Annotated in this window: 13 protein-coding genes and 1 rRNA gene; 1 reads left to right on the top strand and 13 read right to left on the bottom strand. The window is 72.7% G+C overall.

Annotated elements, in window-relative coordinates; translation table 11 throughout:
• Nucleotides 1–57: 57 nt before the first annotated feature.
• Complete coding sequence (locus tag AC5020_RS05985; RefSeq protein ID WP_464987576.1) at nt 58–462, top strand: VOC family protein; 405 nt, start codon at nt 58–60, stop codon at nt 460–462.
• 39 nt (nt 463–501) lie between these two features.
• On the opposite strand, the gene AC5020_RS05980 is transcribed toward AC5020_RS05985, so the two are convergent.
• The 13 genes from AC5020_RS05980 to rrf all read right to left on the bottom strand — a co-directional run.
• Nucleotides 502–1,143 (bottom strand): NUDIX domain-containing protein, encoded by a 642-nt coding sequence (locus tag AC5020_RS05980; protein WP_464987575.1) that lies wholly within the window; start codon nt 1,141–1,143, stop codon nt 502–504.
• A gap of 4 nt (nt 1,144–1,147) precedes the next feature.
• Nucleotides 1,148–2,956, bottom strand: coding sequence for a CTP synthase (gene pyrG, locus AC5020_RS05975; protein WP_494564400.1), 1,809 nt, complete (start codon nt 2,954–2,956; stop codon nt 1,148–1,150).
• A gap of 11 nt (nt 2,957–2,967) precedes the next feature.
• Nucleotides 2,968–4,074 carry a glycosyltransferase gene (locus AC5020_RS05970; protein ID WP_464987574.1) on the bottom strand — a complete coding sequence of 369 codons (1,107 nt, stop codon included), beginning with the start codon at nt 4,072–4,074 and terminating at the stop codon, nt 2,968–2,970.
• Nucleotides 4,071–5,945, bottom strand: a complete 1,875-nt coding sequence (murJ, locus tag AC5020_RS05965) for a murein biosynthesis integral membrane protein MurJ (protein WP_377020118.1) — start codon at nt 5,943–5,945, stop codon at nt 4,071–4,073. The genes AC5020_RS05970 and murJ overlap by 4 nt, the downstream gene beginning before the upstream one ends.
• Nucleotides 5,942–6,778, bottom strand: a complete 837-nt coding sequence (locus AC5020_RS05960; RefSeq protein WP_464987573.1) for a hypothetical protein — start codon at nt 6,776–6,778, stop codon at nt 5,942–5,944. The genes murJ and AC5020_RS05960 overlap by 4 nt, the downstream gene beginning before the upstream one ends.
• Before the next feature lie 47 nt (nt 6,779–6,825).
• A complete protein-coding gene (locus AC5020_RS05955; RefSeq protein ID WP_464987572.1) occupies nt 6,826–7,863 on the bottom strand; it encodes a copper transporter in 1,038 nt (345 codons plus the stop codon).
• Between the two features lie 15 nt (nt 7,864–7,878).
• The gene (gene steA, locus AC5020_RS05950; protein WP_377020121.1) at nt 7,879–9,051 is read right to left on the bottom strand and encodes a putative cytokinetic ring protein SteA; all 1,173 of its coding nucleotides are present in this window, start codon (nt 9,049–9,051) and stop codon (nt 7,879–7,881) included.
• On the bottom strand, nt 9,048–10,793 hold the full coding sequence (gene recN / locus AC5020_RS05945; RefSeq protein WP_464987571.1) for a DNA repair protein RecN: 1,746 nt from the start codon (nt 10,791–10,793) through the stop codon (nt 9,048–9,050). Before recN ends, steA begins: the two co-directional genes overlap by 4 nt.
• A 17-nt stretch (nt 10,794–10,810) precedes the next feature.
• Entirely contained in the window at nt 10,811–11,755 is a 945-nt protein-coding gene (locus tag AC5020_RS05940) for an NAD kinase (protein ID WP_377020123.1), read from the bottom strand.
• Nucleotides 11,756–11,761: 6 nt separating this feature from the next.
• A complete protein-coding gene (locus AC5020_RS05935; protein WP_377020124.1) occupies nt 11,762–12,607 on the bottom strand; it encodes a TlyA family RNA methyltransferase in 846 nt (281 codons plus the stop codon).
• Entirely contained in the window at nt 12,604–13,614 is a 1,011-nt protein-coding gene (locus AC5020_RS05930; RefSeq protein ID WP_464987636.1) for an HAD-IIA family hydrolase, read from the bottom strand. The genes AC5020_RS05935 and AC5020_RS05930 overlap by 4 nt, the downstream gene beginning before the upstream one ends.
• 5 nt (nt 13,615–13,619) lie before the next feature.
• Nucleotides 13,620–15,323 (bottom strand): tetratricopeptide repeat protein, encoded by a 1,704-nt coding sequence (locus AC5020_RS05925; protein ID WP_464987570.1) that lies wholly within the window; start codon nt 15,321–15,323, stop codon nt 13,620–13,622.
• Nucleotides 15,324–15,880: 557 nt separating this feature from the next.
• Nucleotides 15,881–15,981: ribosomal RNA gene (rrf, locus tag AC5020_RS05920) — 5S ribosomal RNA — on the bottom strand; the annotation flags it as partial.

The raw sequence follows: 15,981 nt of genomic DNA, 5'->3' as shown, positions 1-15,981 counted from the left end.
CGCGGCGCCGGGAGCGGGACCCTTGCCATCCGGCCGCCGCGGGTGTTCGCTACGGGGATGGACGACGAATCCTCCCGCGAAGCTCCCCGCCCGCACCTGAGCGGCTGGATCGGGGTCGTGCTCAGCGCTCCGAGGGCGCAGCCTCTCGCGCACTTCTACCGTGACCTGCTCGGGTGGCCGCTGCATCAGGACACGCCGGAATGGTGCACGATGCAGATCCCCGGCGCCCCGGCGAACCTCGCGTTCCAGAGCGAGGAGCACTACGCGCCTCCCATGTGGCCCGCAGGTCCCGGGGACCCGCACATGATGCTCCACCTCGACATCGGGGCACGCGACCTCGAGCAGGCCGTCGCCGCAGCTCGGGCGCTGGGAGCCACCGTGGCCGAGTTCCAACCACAGGATGATGTCCGTGTGGTGCTGGACCCGGCCGGGCATCCGTTCTGCCTGTATGTCGACAGCTGAGGCTCGAACGACGGCTGAGGCTCGGTCGACCACGGAGGCTCAGTCCCGACCGGGCCGCTCCATCCACGGCGCATCGGCCGCTCGCAGCGGTGGCGCGGGAGCGCCAGTGGCGGCGAGGGTCCGCTGAGCGTGCAGTGCGAGGACACCGGCGATGGTCGTCGCGTTGGTGAGGCGGCCCTCCAGCACGGCCGTGACCGCCTCGGCCAGGGGCACCCAGCGCACCTCGATCTCGGCTTCCTCGTCGGTGCGTACGAACTCGCCCTCCTCCGTCAGCGCCGTGACGCCCGTGGCGAGGTAGACCCGGATCACCTCATCGCTGCCGCCGGGGCTCGGCCGCAGGTCCACCAGCGTCTGCAGGTGCGCGGCGGCGTGTCCGGTCTCCTCGGACAGTTCGCGCGCGGCGCCGACGTGAGGCGCCTCGCCGTTCACATCGAGCAGACCCGCCGGGATCTCCCAGAGCGTGTGGCCGACGGGATGGCGGTACTGCCGGATCAGCAGCACTCGGTCCTGGTCGTCGACGGCGAGCACCGCGACCGCCCCGGTGTGCCACATGTACTCACGCTGGAACTGCACCCCCGGGGCGAACTCGACGGTGTCACGGACGATGTCCCACACCATCCCGGAGTGGACCCGCTCCCGCGCCGAGACGGGGCGGGAGCCGGGCTCGTCGGCCAGGGTCATCGGGTCAGTCCCGGTCGCCCGCGGCGGGCGCGGGCTCGTCGGCCGCCTCGCTCGATTCGTCCGTGACCGGCTCCGGCTCGACCTCGAGCAGACGGGTGGCCTTCTGCAGGTCGAGCGCCGCGCCGATGAGCCCCGCGAACAGCGGGTGGGCGCGGGTGGGCCGGGACTTCAGCTCGGGATGGGCCTGAGTGCCGATGTAGTACGGATGCACATCCGTGGGCAGCTCCACGTACTCCACCAGAGAACGGTCCGCCGAGACGCCGGAGACGACCAGGCCGGCCTCCTCGAGCTGTTCACGGTAGGCGTTGTTGACCTCGTAGCGGTGGCGGTGGCGCTCGGCCGCCCGCGTGCTGCCGTAGGTGCGGGCGGCGAGGGACCCCTCGACCAGCGTGTGGTCGTAGGAGCCCAGGCGCATGGTGCCGCCGAGGTTGCCTGCGCCGGAGACGATGTCGGCCTGTTCGGCCATGGTCGCGATCACCGGGTGCTCGCAGGCCGGCTCGAACTCCGTGGAGTGCGCGCCGGCCAGGCCCAGCTCGTGCCGGGCGTATTCGATGACCATCGACTGCAGGCCCAGGCAGAGGCCCAGGGTCGGAATCGAGTGGGTGCGGGCGTAATGCAGCGCACCGACCTTGCCGTCGACCCCGCGGATCCCGAAGCCGCCGGGGACCACGATCGCGTCGACATCGCGCAGCTGCTGGTGGGCGCCGTCCTCGGTCTCGCACAGATCGGCCTCGACCCAGCGGATGGACACCTTCGCCGAGTGATGGAAGCCGCCGGCGCGCAATGCCTCGGTGACCGAGAGGTACGCGTCGGGCAGGTCGATGTACTTGCCGACCAGGGCCACGGTCACCTCGTAGACCGGGTGCTGGACGCGCTGCAGGAGGGACTCCCACTGGGTCCAGTCCACGTCGTGGCTGAGCAGGTCGAGGCGGCGGATCGCGTAGGCGTCCAGTCCCTCCCCGTGGATCACCAGCGGGATCTCGTAGATCGACGGCGCGTCCGCGCAGGTGACGACGGCGTCGATGTCGACGTCGCACATGGAGGAGATCTTGGCCTTGACCGAGGTCGGCAGCTCACGGTCCGCGCGCAGCACGATCGCGTCGGGCTGGATGCCGATCGAGCGCAGGGCGGCCACGGAGTGCTGGGTCGGCTTGGTCTTCAGCTCCTGGGAGGGGCCGATGAAGGGCACCAGCGAGACATGCACGAAGAAGACGCTGTCGCGGCCGATGTCCTGGCGGACCTGGCGGGCGGCCTCCAGGAACGGCTGGGACTCGATATCGCCGACGGTCCCGCCCACCTCGGTGATGATCACGTCGACGTCATCGCCGGCCTGGGAGCGCATCGACTCCTTGATGGCGTTGGTGATGTGCGGGATGACCTGCACGGTGTCACCGAGGTACTCGCCCCGGCGCTCCTTGGCGATGACGCCGGAGTAGACCTGGCCGGTGGTGACGTTCGCGTCGGCGGTGAGGTTCTCGTCCAGGAAGCGCTCGTAGTGGCCGATGTCCAGATCGGTCTCGGCGCCGTCCTCGGTCACGAAGACCTCTCCGTGCTGGAACGGGTTCATCGTGCCGGGGTCCACGTTCAGGTACGGGTCCAGCTTCTGCATCGTGACCCGCAGGCCGCGGCTTCGCAGCAGCATCCCCAAGGAGGAGGCGGTCAATCCCTTGCCGAGGCTGGAGACCACTCCCCCGGTCACGAAGATGTGTTTGGTGGTGCCGGGGTTCCGGAACGGCTTGGCCGAGGCGGCCTGGCCGATCCGTGGAATCGGGCCGGTACCGGAATGGGGGGTGCTCACGTTGCTCTCTGCCACGGACCCCCAACCTACCATCGGCCCTGGTTCAGGGCCAGGACATCGCCCAGCTGGTCGATCATGTCACCTGCGGTGGGCAGCTCCCGGGCACGACGGCGTGAGGCCTGCTCAGCCCGTTCTCGCAGCTGCACGTCGCGGTGCTCGGCGATCGCGGACGCCAGGGCGGGCGCGTCCCCGACGGGGACCAGCCGAGCAGCGGACCCGGTCACCCAGCGGGTGCCGCCGGCGTCGGTCGCGACGATCGCGCGGCCGGCCCGCAGCGCTTCCTGCAGAGCGACCGGCTGGCCCTCCCACCGGGCGGCGGAGACGACGAGGTCCGTCGCGGCCAGCAGACCAGGGATGTCATCGCGCCTGCCCAGCAGCTGAACCGGCAGGCGCTCGGCGCGGATCCGGTCGCGGAGTTCGCTCTCCAGCGGTCCGTCGCCGGCCACACGGATCCGCACCGGGAATCCCTCGCGGAGCAGGGCGGCAGCGCTGAGCAGGTCGTGCAGGCCCTTCTGCTCCGCCAGGCGCGCGATCACCAGCACGTCGAGGGGCTCCGCAGGTGCCGGATCCTGCTCGCCGCCGGACTCAGCAGTCTCGTCGAGCGGAGCAGCGCCGCCAGGAGGGGCGTCGCCGGGACGAGTGCCGCCAGGAGGGGTGCCGCCAGTGGGGACTCGCGTCGGGGCGGGGATGACGGCGTGGCGGACGTCCCGGGCCCCGGCGCGCCGGGCGTCCTCGGCGAGGTCGGGGGACACAGCCAGAACCGTGTCGGCGCGGCGGGCGAGGACCCGCAGCAGCGCGGCACCGACACCCCGAGCCAGGAGCGAGCCGACGGTGCGGTTGTGCAGAGTGACCACCAGGCGCTGCTCGCGTCCCCGGGGCATGGCCAGAGCGCTCAGCGCTCCGGCTCGCAGCCCGTGGGCGTGGACCGCCGACGGCACCGGGGCGGTGCTGAACGAACGGCGCAGTGCGCGCACCGCGCGGAGGTCCGCCAGCGGCCGGGGCCGTTCCCCGATCCGCGCCCGCGCCTCGCGGACATCGTGGCCCGCCCGGGTCAGCTCCTGGAGCTCCTGGTCGACATGTGCTGCAAGACCTCCGCTGGCCCGAGGCCTGACCAGGACCACGGTCGCGGTCACGGCGTCATCTTCCCGGCTCCGGTTCCGCGCCGCATGCGGGAGATCATGTCCCGCACCAGCGGCGGGTCAGCAGCGGCCATCACGGCGCCGGCGAGCAGCGCGGCCACGACTCCCGCGGCGAGCCCGGACAGCACGGCGCCGACCTCGCCGGTCTCGGTGGTCACCAGCCACTTGGCGATCAGCATCCCGGGGATGCCGCCGGCCAGAAGTGCCACCGGCGCCAGGACCGCCATGCGGCGCACTCGGGGGAGGTCGCCGCCCGGCTCGATCACGTCGGCGATGCGGCCCAGTCCCACGAGCGCCGACAGCGCCATGCCCACGGCGATCGTGATGCCGAAGGCGGTGGCGGCCTCGGCGGCCGAGCGGGTGGGACTGGGGATGATCAGGATCAGGATCATCACGGCAGCGATGCCCCAGCCCACCGACCCGACCAGCAGGGCGTCACGGGCGCGCAGCGCGGCCGCCAGGATCCGGGTGCACTGGGTCGCGACGGCGAAGCCGGCCAGCCCCAGGGCGAAGGCGGCGGCGGTGGACCCGACGCCGGCCGCGCCGGAGCGATCCACCAGGCGGAAGAACTGCTCGAGCGCAGGGGCCCCGGCGAACAGGACCGCAGCACCGACCACGGAGACGATCATGACGGTGCGCACCGAGGCGGAGGCGACCCGGGCGAACCCGGTGGTGTCGCCGACCAGCCGCATCTCGGAGAGATGGGGGAAGACAGCAGTGACCAGCGGCACCACGAGGATCGCGTACGGCAGCAGGTACAGCGCCTGAGCGTACTGGAAGACCGGCAGGGTCCCGGTGCCGCCGGCGCGCATCGCCAGCAGCAGGACGATGGCGAGCACGGCCTGCTGAGCACCGACGGCACCGAGACCGGCACCGCCGAGTGCGAGGGCACGGCGCCCGTAGCGCGGCGGCATCGTCAGTGCCGGGCGCACGCGCAGCCCGGCTCGCAGCGCCGCGATCGCGACCGGGACAGCCATCGCGGCGACCCCGGCCGTGGTCCCCCATCCCAGCCATGCGATCGCGCCGTCGCCGATCGTGGTGGTGGTGGCGACCGGCGGCACCAGCCATGCATAGACGCGGTAGGAGCCCATCACCACGAGCGAGGAGATCAGCGGCATCATCGCGGGCCACAGGAATCGCTTGCGGGCCTGGAGGTACGCGCCGAGCACCACCGAGATCCCGTACAGCGGGAGCTGGACCGCGAAGATGCGCAGCAGGGTCGCTCCGAGGTGGACGCCTCCGGAGCCGGTGTCCTCGCTGACCAGCAGCAGCTGGGCCAGGGGCTCGGCGAATCCGATGACGATCGCTGCGAGCACGACGGTTCCCAGCAGCGTCCACGTCAGCAGCACCGAGACGATCCGGTCGGCGCGGGCGGCTCCGTCACGGCGGTCCCGCCGGGGCGGGAGGTCGTCGTCGGCGCGGGTGGGCACCGGCACGGGCATCCCGGCTCTGCCGGGGCCCTCGTTAGGGCTCCTGTCAGCGGGGCCGTCACCGGGGGCGTCGTCGACCGCGTCGGTCCCGTCGATGCTGTGCCCGGAGGCGGCGCCGCTGGCAGCACGATCGTCGGAGTCCCGCTCGGGGACGAGGCCGGCGATCAGCGGGACCACCACGGCGGCGAGCGCTCCGCCGGCGATGATCTCGAACAGCACGTTGGGCAGCATGTTGGCGGTGGCGTACGCGGTGCCGACGTCACCGGCGCCCACGCTGGCACCGAACACGAGGTAGCGCACGAACCCGGCGATCCTGGCGAGCACCGTGATCACCAGGATCAGTCCGGCGCCGCGCAGCACGGCTCCGGCGATGCCAGCGGGCGCCGCGGCAGTCGAGTCGGGATGGCCCGTGTGCCCAGGATGCGACGTGCTCATCGTGCCTTCTCCTCGGCGTCGGGCTCGTCGTCCGCTCCGCGGGGCGCAGCGGGCGCGGACGGCATGGCGCTGCGGCGCCCCAGCCTGTCCACGGCACGCAGAGCCGGGGTGGATTCGATGACGGCGCTGAAGCTGACCTTCTCGCTGGCCAGCGTGAGGGCGACGACGGCGACGAGCAGGACGGCCCTGGCCGGCTCCGGGAGGATCCGCGTCGCAGCGGTGCCGACGGCGGCTCCCAGCACGTTCGCCCCGGCGTCGCCGAGCATGCCGTGCTCGCGGACGTCCGCCGGGAGCACCAGCAGGCCGGGGACGAGAGCGGCGAGGGCCAGGGCGCGCCCGGCCTCTCCCTCCGTGCCGGCCCGTGCGGGACGGGCCGCCAGCAGCGCGGCCGCGGGCAGCACGGCCTTCAGGGCGCGGCCAGGTCGCAGGTCCAGCAGGTTGGCGAGGTTCGCGCAGCCGGCGACCAGGGCTCCGTCGATCGCGGTCATCACCGCTGACCGTGGTCGCGGAGCTGCAGCGGCACCTGCCATGGCGAGCAGGGGGATGCCGAGCGCCTTGGCGGCTCCGGTGGTCAGCTGCCCCTCCCGCAATGCGCCGAGGTGCCCGCGAAGCCCCTTGGAGACGGTGCGGCCGGTACGGCGCAGGCGCGGCTCGAGCAGGTCGTCGGCAAGCCCCAGGGCGCCGATGCCGGCGAGCACGGCGGCATCGGATCGGCGCCGGCTCCGCAGTGCCAGCGCGCTGGTCCCGGCGACCACGAGCACTCCTTCGGCCAGGCTCACGGCGCGACCGGCGAAGTTGGTACGGCGCAGCTCCTTGCGGAGCGCTGTCTGCACGCTGCGCAGCCGCCGCGGGCCAGGTGGCACCGCAGGGTTCCCCGCGCTCACTCCGCTCCCCCGCCGTCCGAGGGTGTCGGGCCCTCGCCGCCGCTGGAGTCCTCCCCGATGCCCTGCGTCTCGGGCAGGGCAGGGAGCCGATCCTCGGCGTCCGCGGTCGTCCCGTAGGCACCCGCCCCGCCGCGGACCTGCTCGATCAGGGCGAGGACCGACAGCACCGGCCCGTCGGCCTCCTGGAGCCGGTCGGTGGTCGAGATGCTGTCGTATACGTCGTCGCCGCGGACGGTGCGCAGGATGCCGGTGGTGGCATCGTTGCCGGGGGTCGCGGCGGAGACCACCGCGGGCATGCCCGTCCCGGCGAGCGCTCCCAGCAGCGCGGTCTGCGAGGAGAGCAGACTCTGAGCACGCTCGGTGGCGACCGCGTCGTCCTCGGTCCCGCCGGTCAGCTCCTCGGGCGCGGCACTGGCGTACAGGGCCGCATCCACCTCGGCCGGCGCCTCGCCGTCGACCGCGACCAGCTGATGATCCGTGAGGACCTGCCAGAGCTGATCGCGCAGCTCGGGAGTGAGCTCTCCGGTCGCCGGTGGGCTCAACAGGGCCACGATCACCGCCGAGAGCTGCTCGGAGGAGGTCGACCCGTCACCGAGAACGCTGGGAGCGATGTCGCGGATCTGCTCGATGGCCTCACTGCGCTGCTGCTCCTGATCGGGTTCCCACAGTGCGGGCTGAAGATCGATCTGCACCGTGGAGGCGGCACCGGCATCCTCGAGCAGCGCCGTGATGCGGTCGATGCCGGCGCGGGTGGAGGCGTCGTCGGTGAGCACGGCCACCCGGGTCCCCGTGAGGGTGCCGTCGACCAGGTCGGGACCGAGCTCGGTGATGAAGGAGGCCAGCTGGTCCTTCTCGGTCTCGAGCTCGTCGGCCTGCGTGCGCAGGTCGTCCTGTTCCGTGCGCAGCTGCTCGACCTGCTCGGCCAGCTGATTGCCGAGGTTCTCGCGCAGGGGGCCGGCGCCGAGCACGATCCCGACGGCGAGCGCCAGGAACACGGAGATCAGCGAGACGAGGTGATAGCGAAAATCGATCACGGGGTCGGGACCCTCCTACGACCCGGTGGCCCGGGGTGAGAACAGCATGGTGAACCAGGACAGCATGGCATCGAGCCGGGCGCCGAGGATCTGGACCAGCGCCTGCCCGCCGGGAGTGGCCCAGAGCGCGACCGCGAGGGCGGCGAGCCCGGCCAGCGCCAGCAGCACCAGCTGGAACGTCGAGATCCTCTGACGGTACAGCCGCGAGACGCCCTTGGCGTCGACCAGCTTCGAGCCGATCCGCAGGCGGGTCAGGAAGGTCGAGCTCATGCCGGCACGGCCCTTGTCGAGGAACTCCTCCAGGGTGCCGTGGGTGCCGACGGCGACGATGACGGAGGCGCCCTTCTCGTCGGCCAGGAGCATCGCGATGTCCTCGCTGGTGCCGGACGCGGGGAAGAGGACCGCTCTGGGTCCGAGACCGAGCTCCTCCAGCCGGTCGAAGCCGGGCGCACGGCCGTCGCGGTAGGCGTGGACGACGAGTTCGGCTCCGCTGCGCAGAGCCCGGTCGGAGACGGAGTCCATGTCGCCGATGATCATGTCGGGACGGAAGCCGGCCTCGAGCACCGCGTCGGCGCCGCCGTCGACGCCGATGATGATCGGCCGATTCTCGCGCAGGAAGGGCCGCAGGGTCGCCAGGTCCTCCTTGTAGTGGTAGCCGCGCACCACGATCAGCACGGGTCGTCCCGCCAGCTCGGTGCGCACCTCCGGGGCGCCGATCCCATCCAGCAGCAGATCGCGCTCGCGCAGCATGTACTCCATGGTGTTCTCGGCGAACAGTTCGAGCTGTTCGGACAGCCCGTCGCGTGCGACCTCGAGGGAGGCGGCGACCGTCTGCTCGTCCTGCGCGGTGCCCCGTGCGATCACGGTCTCCCCCAGCAGCACCGCTCCCCCGCTGACGGTGATCGTCCGCCCCTCGCGGAGGTCTTCGAACACGGCGGGGCCGAGGTTGTCGACCAGCACGATGCCGGCCTCGACGAGGATGCGCGGCCCGGCGTTGGGGTAACGGCCCGACGTGGACGCGGCGGCGTTGAGGACGGCTGCGGGGTGGCGTTCCAGGAGTGCCTCGGCGGCGACGCGGTCGATGTCCTCGTGGTCGATGACCGCGATGTCACCGGCCTGGAGCCGCTTGGTGAGGTCCTTGGTCCGTTTCCCGAGCCGGGCGGTGCCGGTCACCTCGGCGGCGTTCATCGGCGGGTCCCGGCGGAGGCCTGTGCGCCGGAGGCGACGGTGCCCGCCTCCTCCAGCAGTTCCTCGGCGTGGGCGAGGGCGAGATCCGAGGTGTCGCCGGCGAGCATCCGGGCCAGCTCGCCGATCCGGCCGGCGCGGTCCAGGGTCTCGACGGTGGAGCTGGTGGAGCCGTCGACGGAGGATTTCACGATCTGCAGGTGGGTGCCGGCGTGCGCGGCGACCTGCGGCAGGTGGGTGACGACGATGACCTGGGCGTGCTGGGCCAGGCGAGCCAGACGCTGCCCGACGGCCAGGGCCGCGCGGCCGCCGATGCCGGCATCGATCTCGTCGAAGACGAAGACCGGGGCGGCGGTGCGATCGCTGCGGGAGGCGGACAGCGCCACCTCGAGGGCGAGCATCACGCGGGAGAGTTCGCCGCCGGAGGCTGCCCTGGCGACGGGAAGATGGTCGGCCCCCGGGTGGGGCGCCAGCAGGATCGCCACGGCGTCGCGGCCGTGGATCCGGTGCGACTGCTCGCCGACATCGACGCGGATGGCCGCATCGGGCATCTCGAGGTGGCGCAGCTCCTCCTGGACCGCGTCGGACAGTTCACGGGCCGCCGCGACGCGGGCTGCGGTGAGGGCGGCGGCCGCCTCGTCGAGCTCCGCCTGGGTGCTCTCCAGCTGCTCCGCGGCCGCGGCCCGCTCCTGATCCGCGCCGTCGTAGCGGTCCAGATCGACCGCCGCGCCGCGGGAGGCCTCCAGCAGTGAGGTCACATCCTCGACCGGAACGTCGGGGGCCGAGAGCACCGGCGCGAGGTCGCGGATCAGGACGGTCAGTTCGTGCAGCCGCTCGTTCGCCTCCTCGAGCCGCCCCGGGGAGGCGTCGATGTCCTCGGCGTAGCGAGTGAGCTCGGCGGCGATGTCGGACAGCTCGATGCGGGAGGCCTCGAGCCGCTCGACCAGGGGCGCGAGCGAGTCGTCGGTGCGGGAGGCCCGTCCCAGTGCCTCGGCGGCGACGTCGAGCAGCGGCCCGGCGGCGGGCGCGTCGTCGTCGGCGACCAGGGCGAGCGCGGCCTGGTTCGCGGCGGCACGCAGTTCGCCGGCGTTGCCGAGGCGCTCGAGCTCGGAGCGCAGGGCGGCATCCTCGCCGGGCTGCGGATCGGCCTGTTCGAGGCGCTCCAGGGTCTCGCGCAGCACCGTGGCGCGTCGATCGCGCTCGCTGAGCAGGTCGTCGAGCTCGGCGAGCCGCTCTGTCAGTGCCGAACGCTCCCGCCAGAGCTCGCGGTGGCGCTCGAGCAGCGGCTCGATCTCCTCCCGCGCGAAGCGGTCCAGCGCCTCGCGCTGGGCGTCGGGGTCACGGAGGCGCTGCTGGTCGGACTGGCCGTGGACGGTGACGGCGGTGCCGACGAGCCGGGCGAGGGTTCCGATGGGGACCGGGGCCCCGCCGATCTGGGCGCGGGAGCGGCCGTCGCGGGTGACGCGGCGCACCACCAGCACCTCGCCGTCCTCCTCCTCGGCCCCGAGGTCGTCCAGAGCGGCCTCCAGCTCGTCGTGCCCGGCCAGGGCCAGGGTCCCGTCGACCGTGCTGGCTTCGCGCAGGCGGCCGCGTTCCAGTCGCCCGCCCAGGAGCATCGTCAGCCCCGTCACGATCATGGTCTTGCCCGCACCCGTCTCGCCCGTGAGCGCGGTGAAGCCGGGCCCGAATTCGAGGGTGGCGTCGTCGATCACGCCGATGTGGCGGATCCGCAGGGTGGAGAGCATGGTCGGCCTCAGCCCCCTCAGCGCGTGCGAGGGCCGCGCCCGCGCCAGCCGACCACCGGCAGCTGGAACTTCTCGACGAGCCGGTCGGCGAACGGGGTGGCGCTCAGACGCACCAGGCGCACCCACTGGGCCGACAGCCGCGCTTCGACGCGGGCGCCGACGGTGACGTCCACGGTGCGACGGCCATCCAGGGTCAGCACCGCATCCTCGCGGTTGTCCAGCGTCATCTCGATCGCCGCTTCGGAGGAACGGCCCAGCACCAGGGGCCGGGAGAACAGCGCATGCGCGGCCAGCGGGATCAGCAGCATCGCGTCGACCTCGGGCCAGATCACCGGTCCGCCGGCGCTGAAGGCGTACGCGGTCGAACCGGTCGAGGTCGACAGCAGCACGCCGTCGCAGCCGAAGGAGGACACGGGGCGGCCGTCGATCTCGACCGCCACCGAGATCATCTTCTGGCGGTCGGCCTTCTCCAGCGAGGCCTCGTTCAGGGCCCAGTGCTGGGCCAGGGGGTGGTCCTCGGCGTCCAGCACGGTGATATCCAGCGTGGAGCGCTTCTCGATCTCGTAGTCGCCGTCCAGGAGGCGGGAGACGGTGGTCGCGAGGGCCTCCGCCTCGCTCTCGGCGAGGAACCCGACGTGGCCGAGGTTGACCCCGTGGACGGGGACATCGGCGTCGCGGACCACTTCGAGCGCCCGCAGGATGGTCCCGTCCCCGCCGAGGACGATCCCGAGCTCGACGAGGTCGGCGGCCGAGAGGGCATCGAGCACGTCGACCTCGCCTCCGGTGAGGACGTCCAGCAGTCCCTCCGGGGCGACGTCGGCCGGCAGCGCCTTGATCTCCTCGACCTGGTCGTCGATCACGATGCCGCGCACGCCGCGGGCGGTGAGCTCCTGGAGCACGGTGAGCATGGCGCCGAGAGCGGCGCGGCGACCGGTGTGGACGTAGAGGAGGAACCGTCGCATCCTGGGTCAATCCTCCTGGGTGGGGTGCTGGGTGCCGCGATGGCGCGGCTGATTCCCGCGCACGGCGGTCTCGATCATGTCATAGGCATCCGCGTCGAGGGCGCAGGTCACGCCGCTCGGCTGCAGATGCAGGAAGTACTCGCGGTTGCCGTCCTGCCCGGGCAGGCCGCTGGGGCCGACGGCCAGCAGCGCCAGACCGGCCGCCGCGGCCGCCTCCGCGACGCCGCGGACGGCACCGGCCCGGGCGGCCGGGTCGCTGACCACGCCGGTGCGGGGAAGAGCCTCTCGGCCCACCTCGAACTGGGGCTTGACCATGACCAGCAGATCTCCGCCGCGGCGGACGACCCCGCCCAGCGGGCTGATCACGGTGCGCAGGGAGATGAAGGAGAGATCGGCGACCAGCAGGTCGACGGCGGTCCCGATCAGCGCCGGGGTGAGCTCCCGCACGCTGGTGCGATCGCGCACGATGACCCGCGGGTCCTCGCGCACGTGGTCCGCGAGCTGATCGTGGCCGATGTCGACCGCGATCACCTCGGCGGCACCACGGCGCAGGAGGACGTCGGTGAAGCCTCCCGTGGACGCGCCGGCGTCGAGGCAGCGCGCACCCGTGGGATCGAGGCCCAGACCGTCCAGCGCGCCGGCCAGCTTGTGGGCGGCTCGGGAGGCGTACTCCGTGCCGTCGGGCACATCGACGACCTCCAGCGCCGCGCCGGTGGCGACGGCGGCGGATGCCTTGGTGGCCGCCCGGCCGTCGACGCGGGCACGGCCCTCCTCGATGATGCGGCGGGCGTGGCTGCGGGACCGGGCGAGACCGGCTGCGAGGAGGGCGACGTCGAGCCGCTGCCCGCTCACCGGTCGCCGGGGCGCTGCTCGATGCCGTGCCGGTCCAGGAGGCGCCCGGTCCAGGCCGCGTCCGCACGATGCGCGCCGAGCAGGGCCAGGACGGCCCGCAGCACTCGCGGGTCCTCGGCGTCGCCGCGCAGGATGATGTCCCCGTCCTCGCCCCAGGCCGCGCTGACGGCGCCGCAGCGGGCCCGATCACCATCCACGACGGGCAGCGGGAAGGGAGCGTGGAGCTCGGAGAGGTCGGGGAGGATGAAGGTGGGTCGCCGTACGGGGTCGGCCCGCAGAGCCGATTCGATGCCGTCGACGCCCGTCAGCACCAGCAGCGAATCCATGCCGGCGCGCACGGCGCCCTCGATGTCGGTGTCCAGGCGGTCCCCCACGATCAGCGGCCGACGTGCCTCGTGGTCCTGGGCGGCGACGGTGAACATGCCCGGTTCGGGCTTGCCCGCCACATCAGGGTCGGCGCCGGTGGCATGGCGCAGGGCCGCGACCATGGCACCGTTGCCGGGCGCCAGACCGCGTTCGGTGGGCAGGGTCGCGTCGACGTTGGTCGCCATCCAGGAGGCGCCGCGGCGAATCGCGTAGGCGCCCTCGGCCAGCAGCGGCCAGCTCAGGTCCGGTGACCACCCCTGCACCACTGCGGCGACATCGTCCGTGTCCTTCTCGACCGGGTCCAGGCCGACCTCGCGGATCTGCTCGGCGAGGCTGGCTCCCCCGACGACGAGGACCTTCGCGCCGGGGTCGAGACGGTCCGCGAGCAGGCGGGATGCCACCTGCGGGGAGGTCACGAACTCCTCCGGCCGCGCCGGGATCCCGACCTCGGCCAGGTGCTCGGCGGCCTGCTGCGGCGTCCGTGAGGCATTGTTGGTGGCGAAGACGAGCGTGCGTCCGCCCTCCCGTGCCCGTTCCACAGCTGCGGCGGCGTGCGGAATCTGTCTCGCGCCGTGCATCAACGTGCCATCGAGGTCGAACATCAGCACGTCGTAGAGGTCCAGCAGCGACGGGTCCGGCATGCGGGTCACGCGCGCGCCTCCGGGCCGCTGTTCGGAGTCGCACTCAGCACGCGGCCCGAGCCACTGTCGGACTCCGGGCGGTCGAGCTCATCGGGCTCCGCTCTCTCGCCGTCGAGCCCGTCGGTCTCCGCGCGGTCGCCGTCGAGCTCGTCGGCCTCGACGGCCTCGACGGCCTCGACGGCCTCGACGGGTCCAGCCTGTGCCCCGTCCGCGTCCGCGTCGGAGTCGTCGGTGACGCTCTGATCCGCATCGAAGTCGTCGGTGCCGCTCCCGCCTGCGCCGGAGTCGTCGATGCCGCTCTCGTCGGCGTCAGAGGCTTCTGCGCGGTCGTCGCCGGCATCAGAGCCGTCGTCGGCGTCGGGATCATAGGCGTCGAGCACCGCCACCTCCTCGTCGTCCTCCCACAGGGGATCGGCGTCCGGGGTGGGTACCGCACGGCCAAGACGCTCGGCGGCGTCGGTGAGGTGCTCGGTGTCGGCGTCGGCTGCCAACGTCAGCCAGCGCTTCGCCTCCTCGTGACGGTTCGCACGGTCGAGCAGATCGGCGTAGGCGACCCAGAGGCGCACCTGCCAGCGGCCGTCGACCTTGTGGCGCAGCGCGGGGATCTCGAGCGTGCGCAGCGCGGTCTCGGTGTCCCCGATGTCCGAGTACGCGCCGGCCACGACGATCATCAGCTCGATGGCTGCGTGAACTCCGAGTTCGGAGGCATCGTCCGACGCCGCGATATCGAAGGCACGCTCGGGCCGGCCCATTCCACGCTCGGCGTCGGCGATCATCGGAAGGATGTCGGTGCGGCCGGTGATCCGCAGCGATGTGCGCAGTTCACGCACGGCCGTACGGTAGTCGCCGTAGCGGTAGGCGAGGATGCCGTACATCTCGCGGACCCCGCCGATGCGGCCTCCGATGCGGGCTGCGAAGCGGGCGTGGGCCTGGGAGGCCTCCGGATCGCTGTCCTCGAGCAGGTAGGCGGCGACCATGTGCTGGGAGACGCGCTCGGCGGTCTCGCGGCTGAGCCCCCGGAGCTCGTCGCGGATCTCCTTGTCCAGCTCCCGGCCGGTGATGCCCGGGGGGATGCGAGGTTCGAACGGGCGATCCGCGCGTGCTTCCTGCCCCGGGCGCGAAGTGCGGCGGTCATCCCGCGGGCGGTCGCCCTGCCGGGACGACGGGCGACGAGCGCCCTCGCCGGAGCGCGGGTGCCGGTTCCCTGCGGATGAGCTGCGGCCGTCCCGCTGGTCGGCGGATCCGGGGCTGTACCGCGAGCCGGCCGGACGGCCAGGACCATCACGGCCATCGCGGCGCTGCGCACCGTAGGGGCGGACGCTCCCGGAGCCGCGATCGCTTCCACGACGCTGGTCGGAGCCGCGACCGCCATCACGACGATCGGAGCCGCGGCGAGCGTCGGAGCTGCGGTTCTGGTCCCGGCGTGCCGGGTCTCGGCGATCCTGGCTGCGGTCGCCGGCGGGGCCCCTGCGACCCGGTTCGTCCGCGCCACGGGGCCGGCCCTCACGCTTCGGGGCGGTGGACCGTGCGCCGTCGCTCTGGGAGCTGCGAGTGGTGCCTCCCCGGCTCGCCCCCTGAGAGCGCGAGTTCCAGTCCCCGGAGCCGCCCTGCGGACGTTTCCGGGCGCCGGGCGAGCGGTAGCTGCGCCGCTGGCTGTCCCGGCTGCTGCCGTACCCGCGGTCGTCCTCGCTCTTGCTGTCCTCAGCCACGTAGATCGTCCGTCTCTTCTAGCTCGCCCTATGCCCTTATCGAACACCCAGCGTATGCGACCCCGTCCAGGAGACCGGGCAGTAAGCCCACCATCCGTGACTGCTCTCACGAGCTCCACCGGCCCTTCGATCGTACGCAGTGGCTCGAGGTGCAGACGGTCACAGGGGCGGTTTCGTGCAGCGCCGCAAGCGAGCGGACGGCTCCCGGAACGGGGACGACGTCAGGGACATGGGGCCGCCACAGCGACTGCAGAACGTGGGAACGCTGCCCGGGCTAGGGTCGCCCGCCGTGCAGTCAGCGGCGGCGTCCGACGGACGGACGCGTGCCGGCGCGATGAGGATCGGCCGCCGCCGATGCCGTCGCCGCCCGGAACCGCTGCGGGGGCGCAGCCCACGCGCCCGCACCCCTTGCCGGGGCCCCCGGGTCTGCCCGCTCCGTCCACGCCACGCCGATCTGCGCTGGGGCCGGTTGTTTTCGGGCGCGAAAAAAGGGAGTGGGAGGAGCGAAACACCCTTTTTCAAGGGGTCTCAAGCTCACTCCCACTCCCAGTGAAGATGTCCGGCGGCGACCTACTCTCCCACACCCTCGCGAGTGCAGTACCATCGGCGCAATCGAGCTTAGCTTCCGGGTTCGGAATGGAACCGGGCGTTTCCTCGA

It is taken from the genome of Brachybacterium sp. SYSU DS0246 (genome assembly GCF_059391765.1).
The sequence above is the reverse complement of the archived record's forward strand: the minus strand, read 5'-3'. Positions and strand labels throughout refer to the sequence as shown.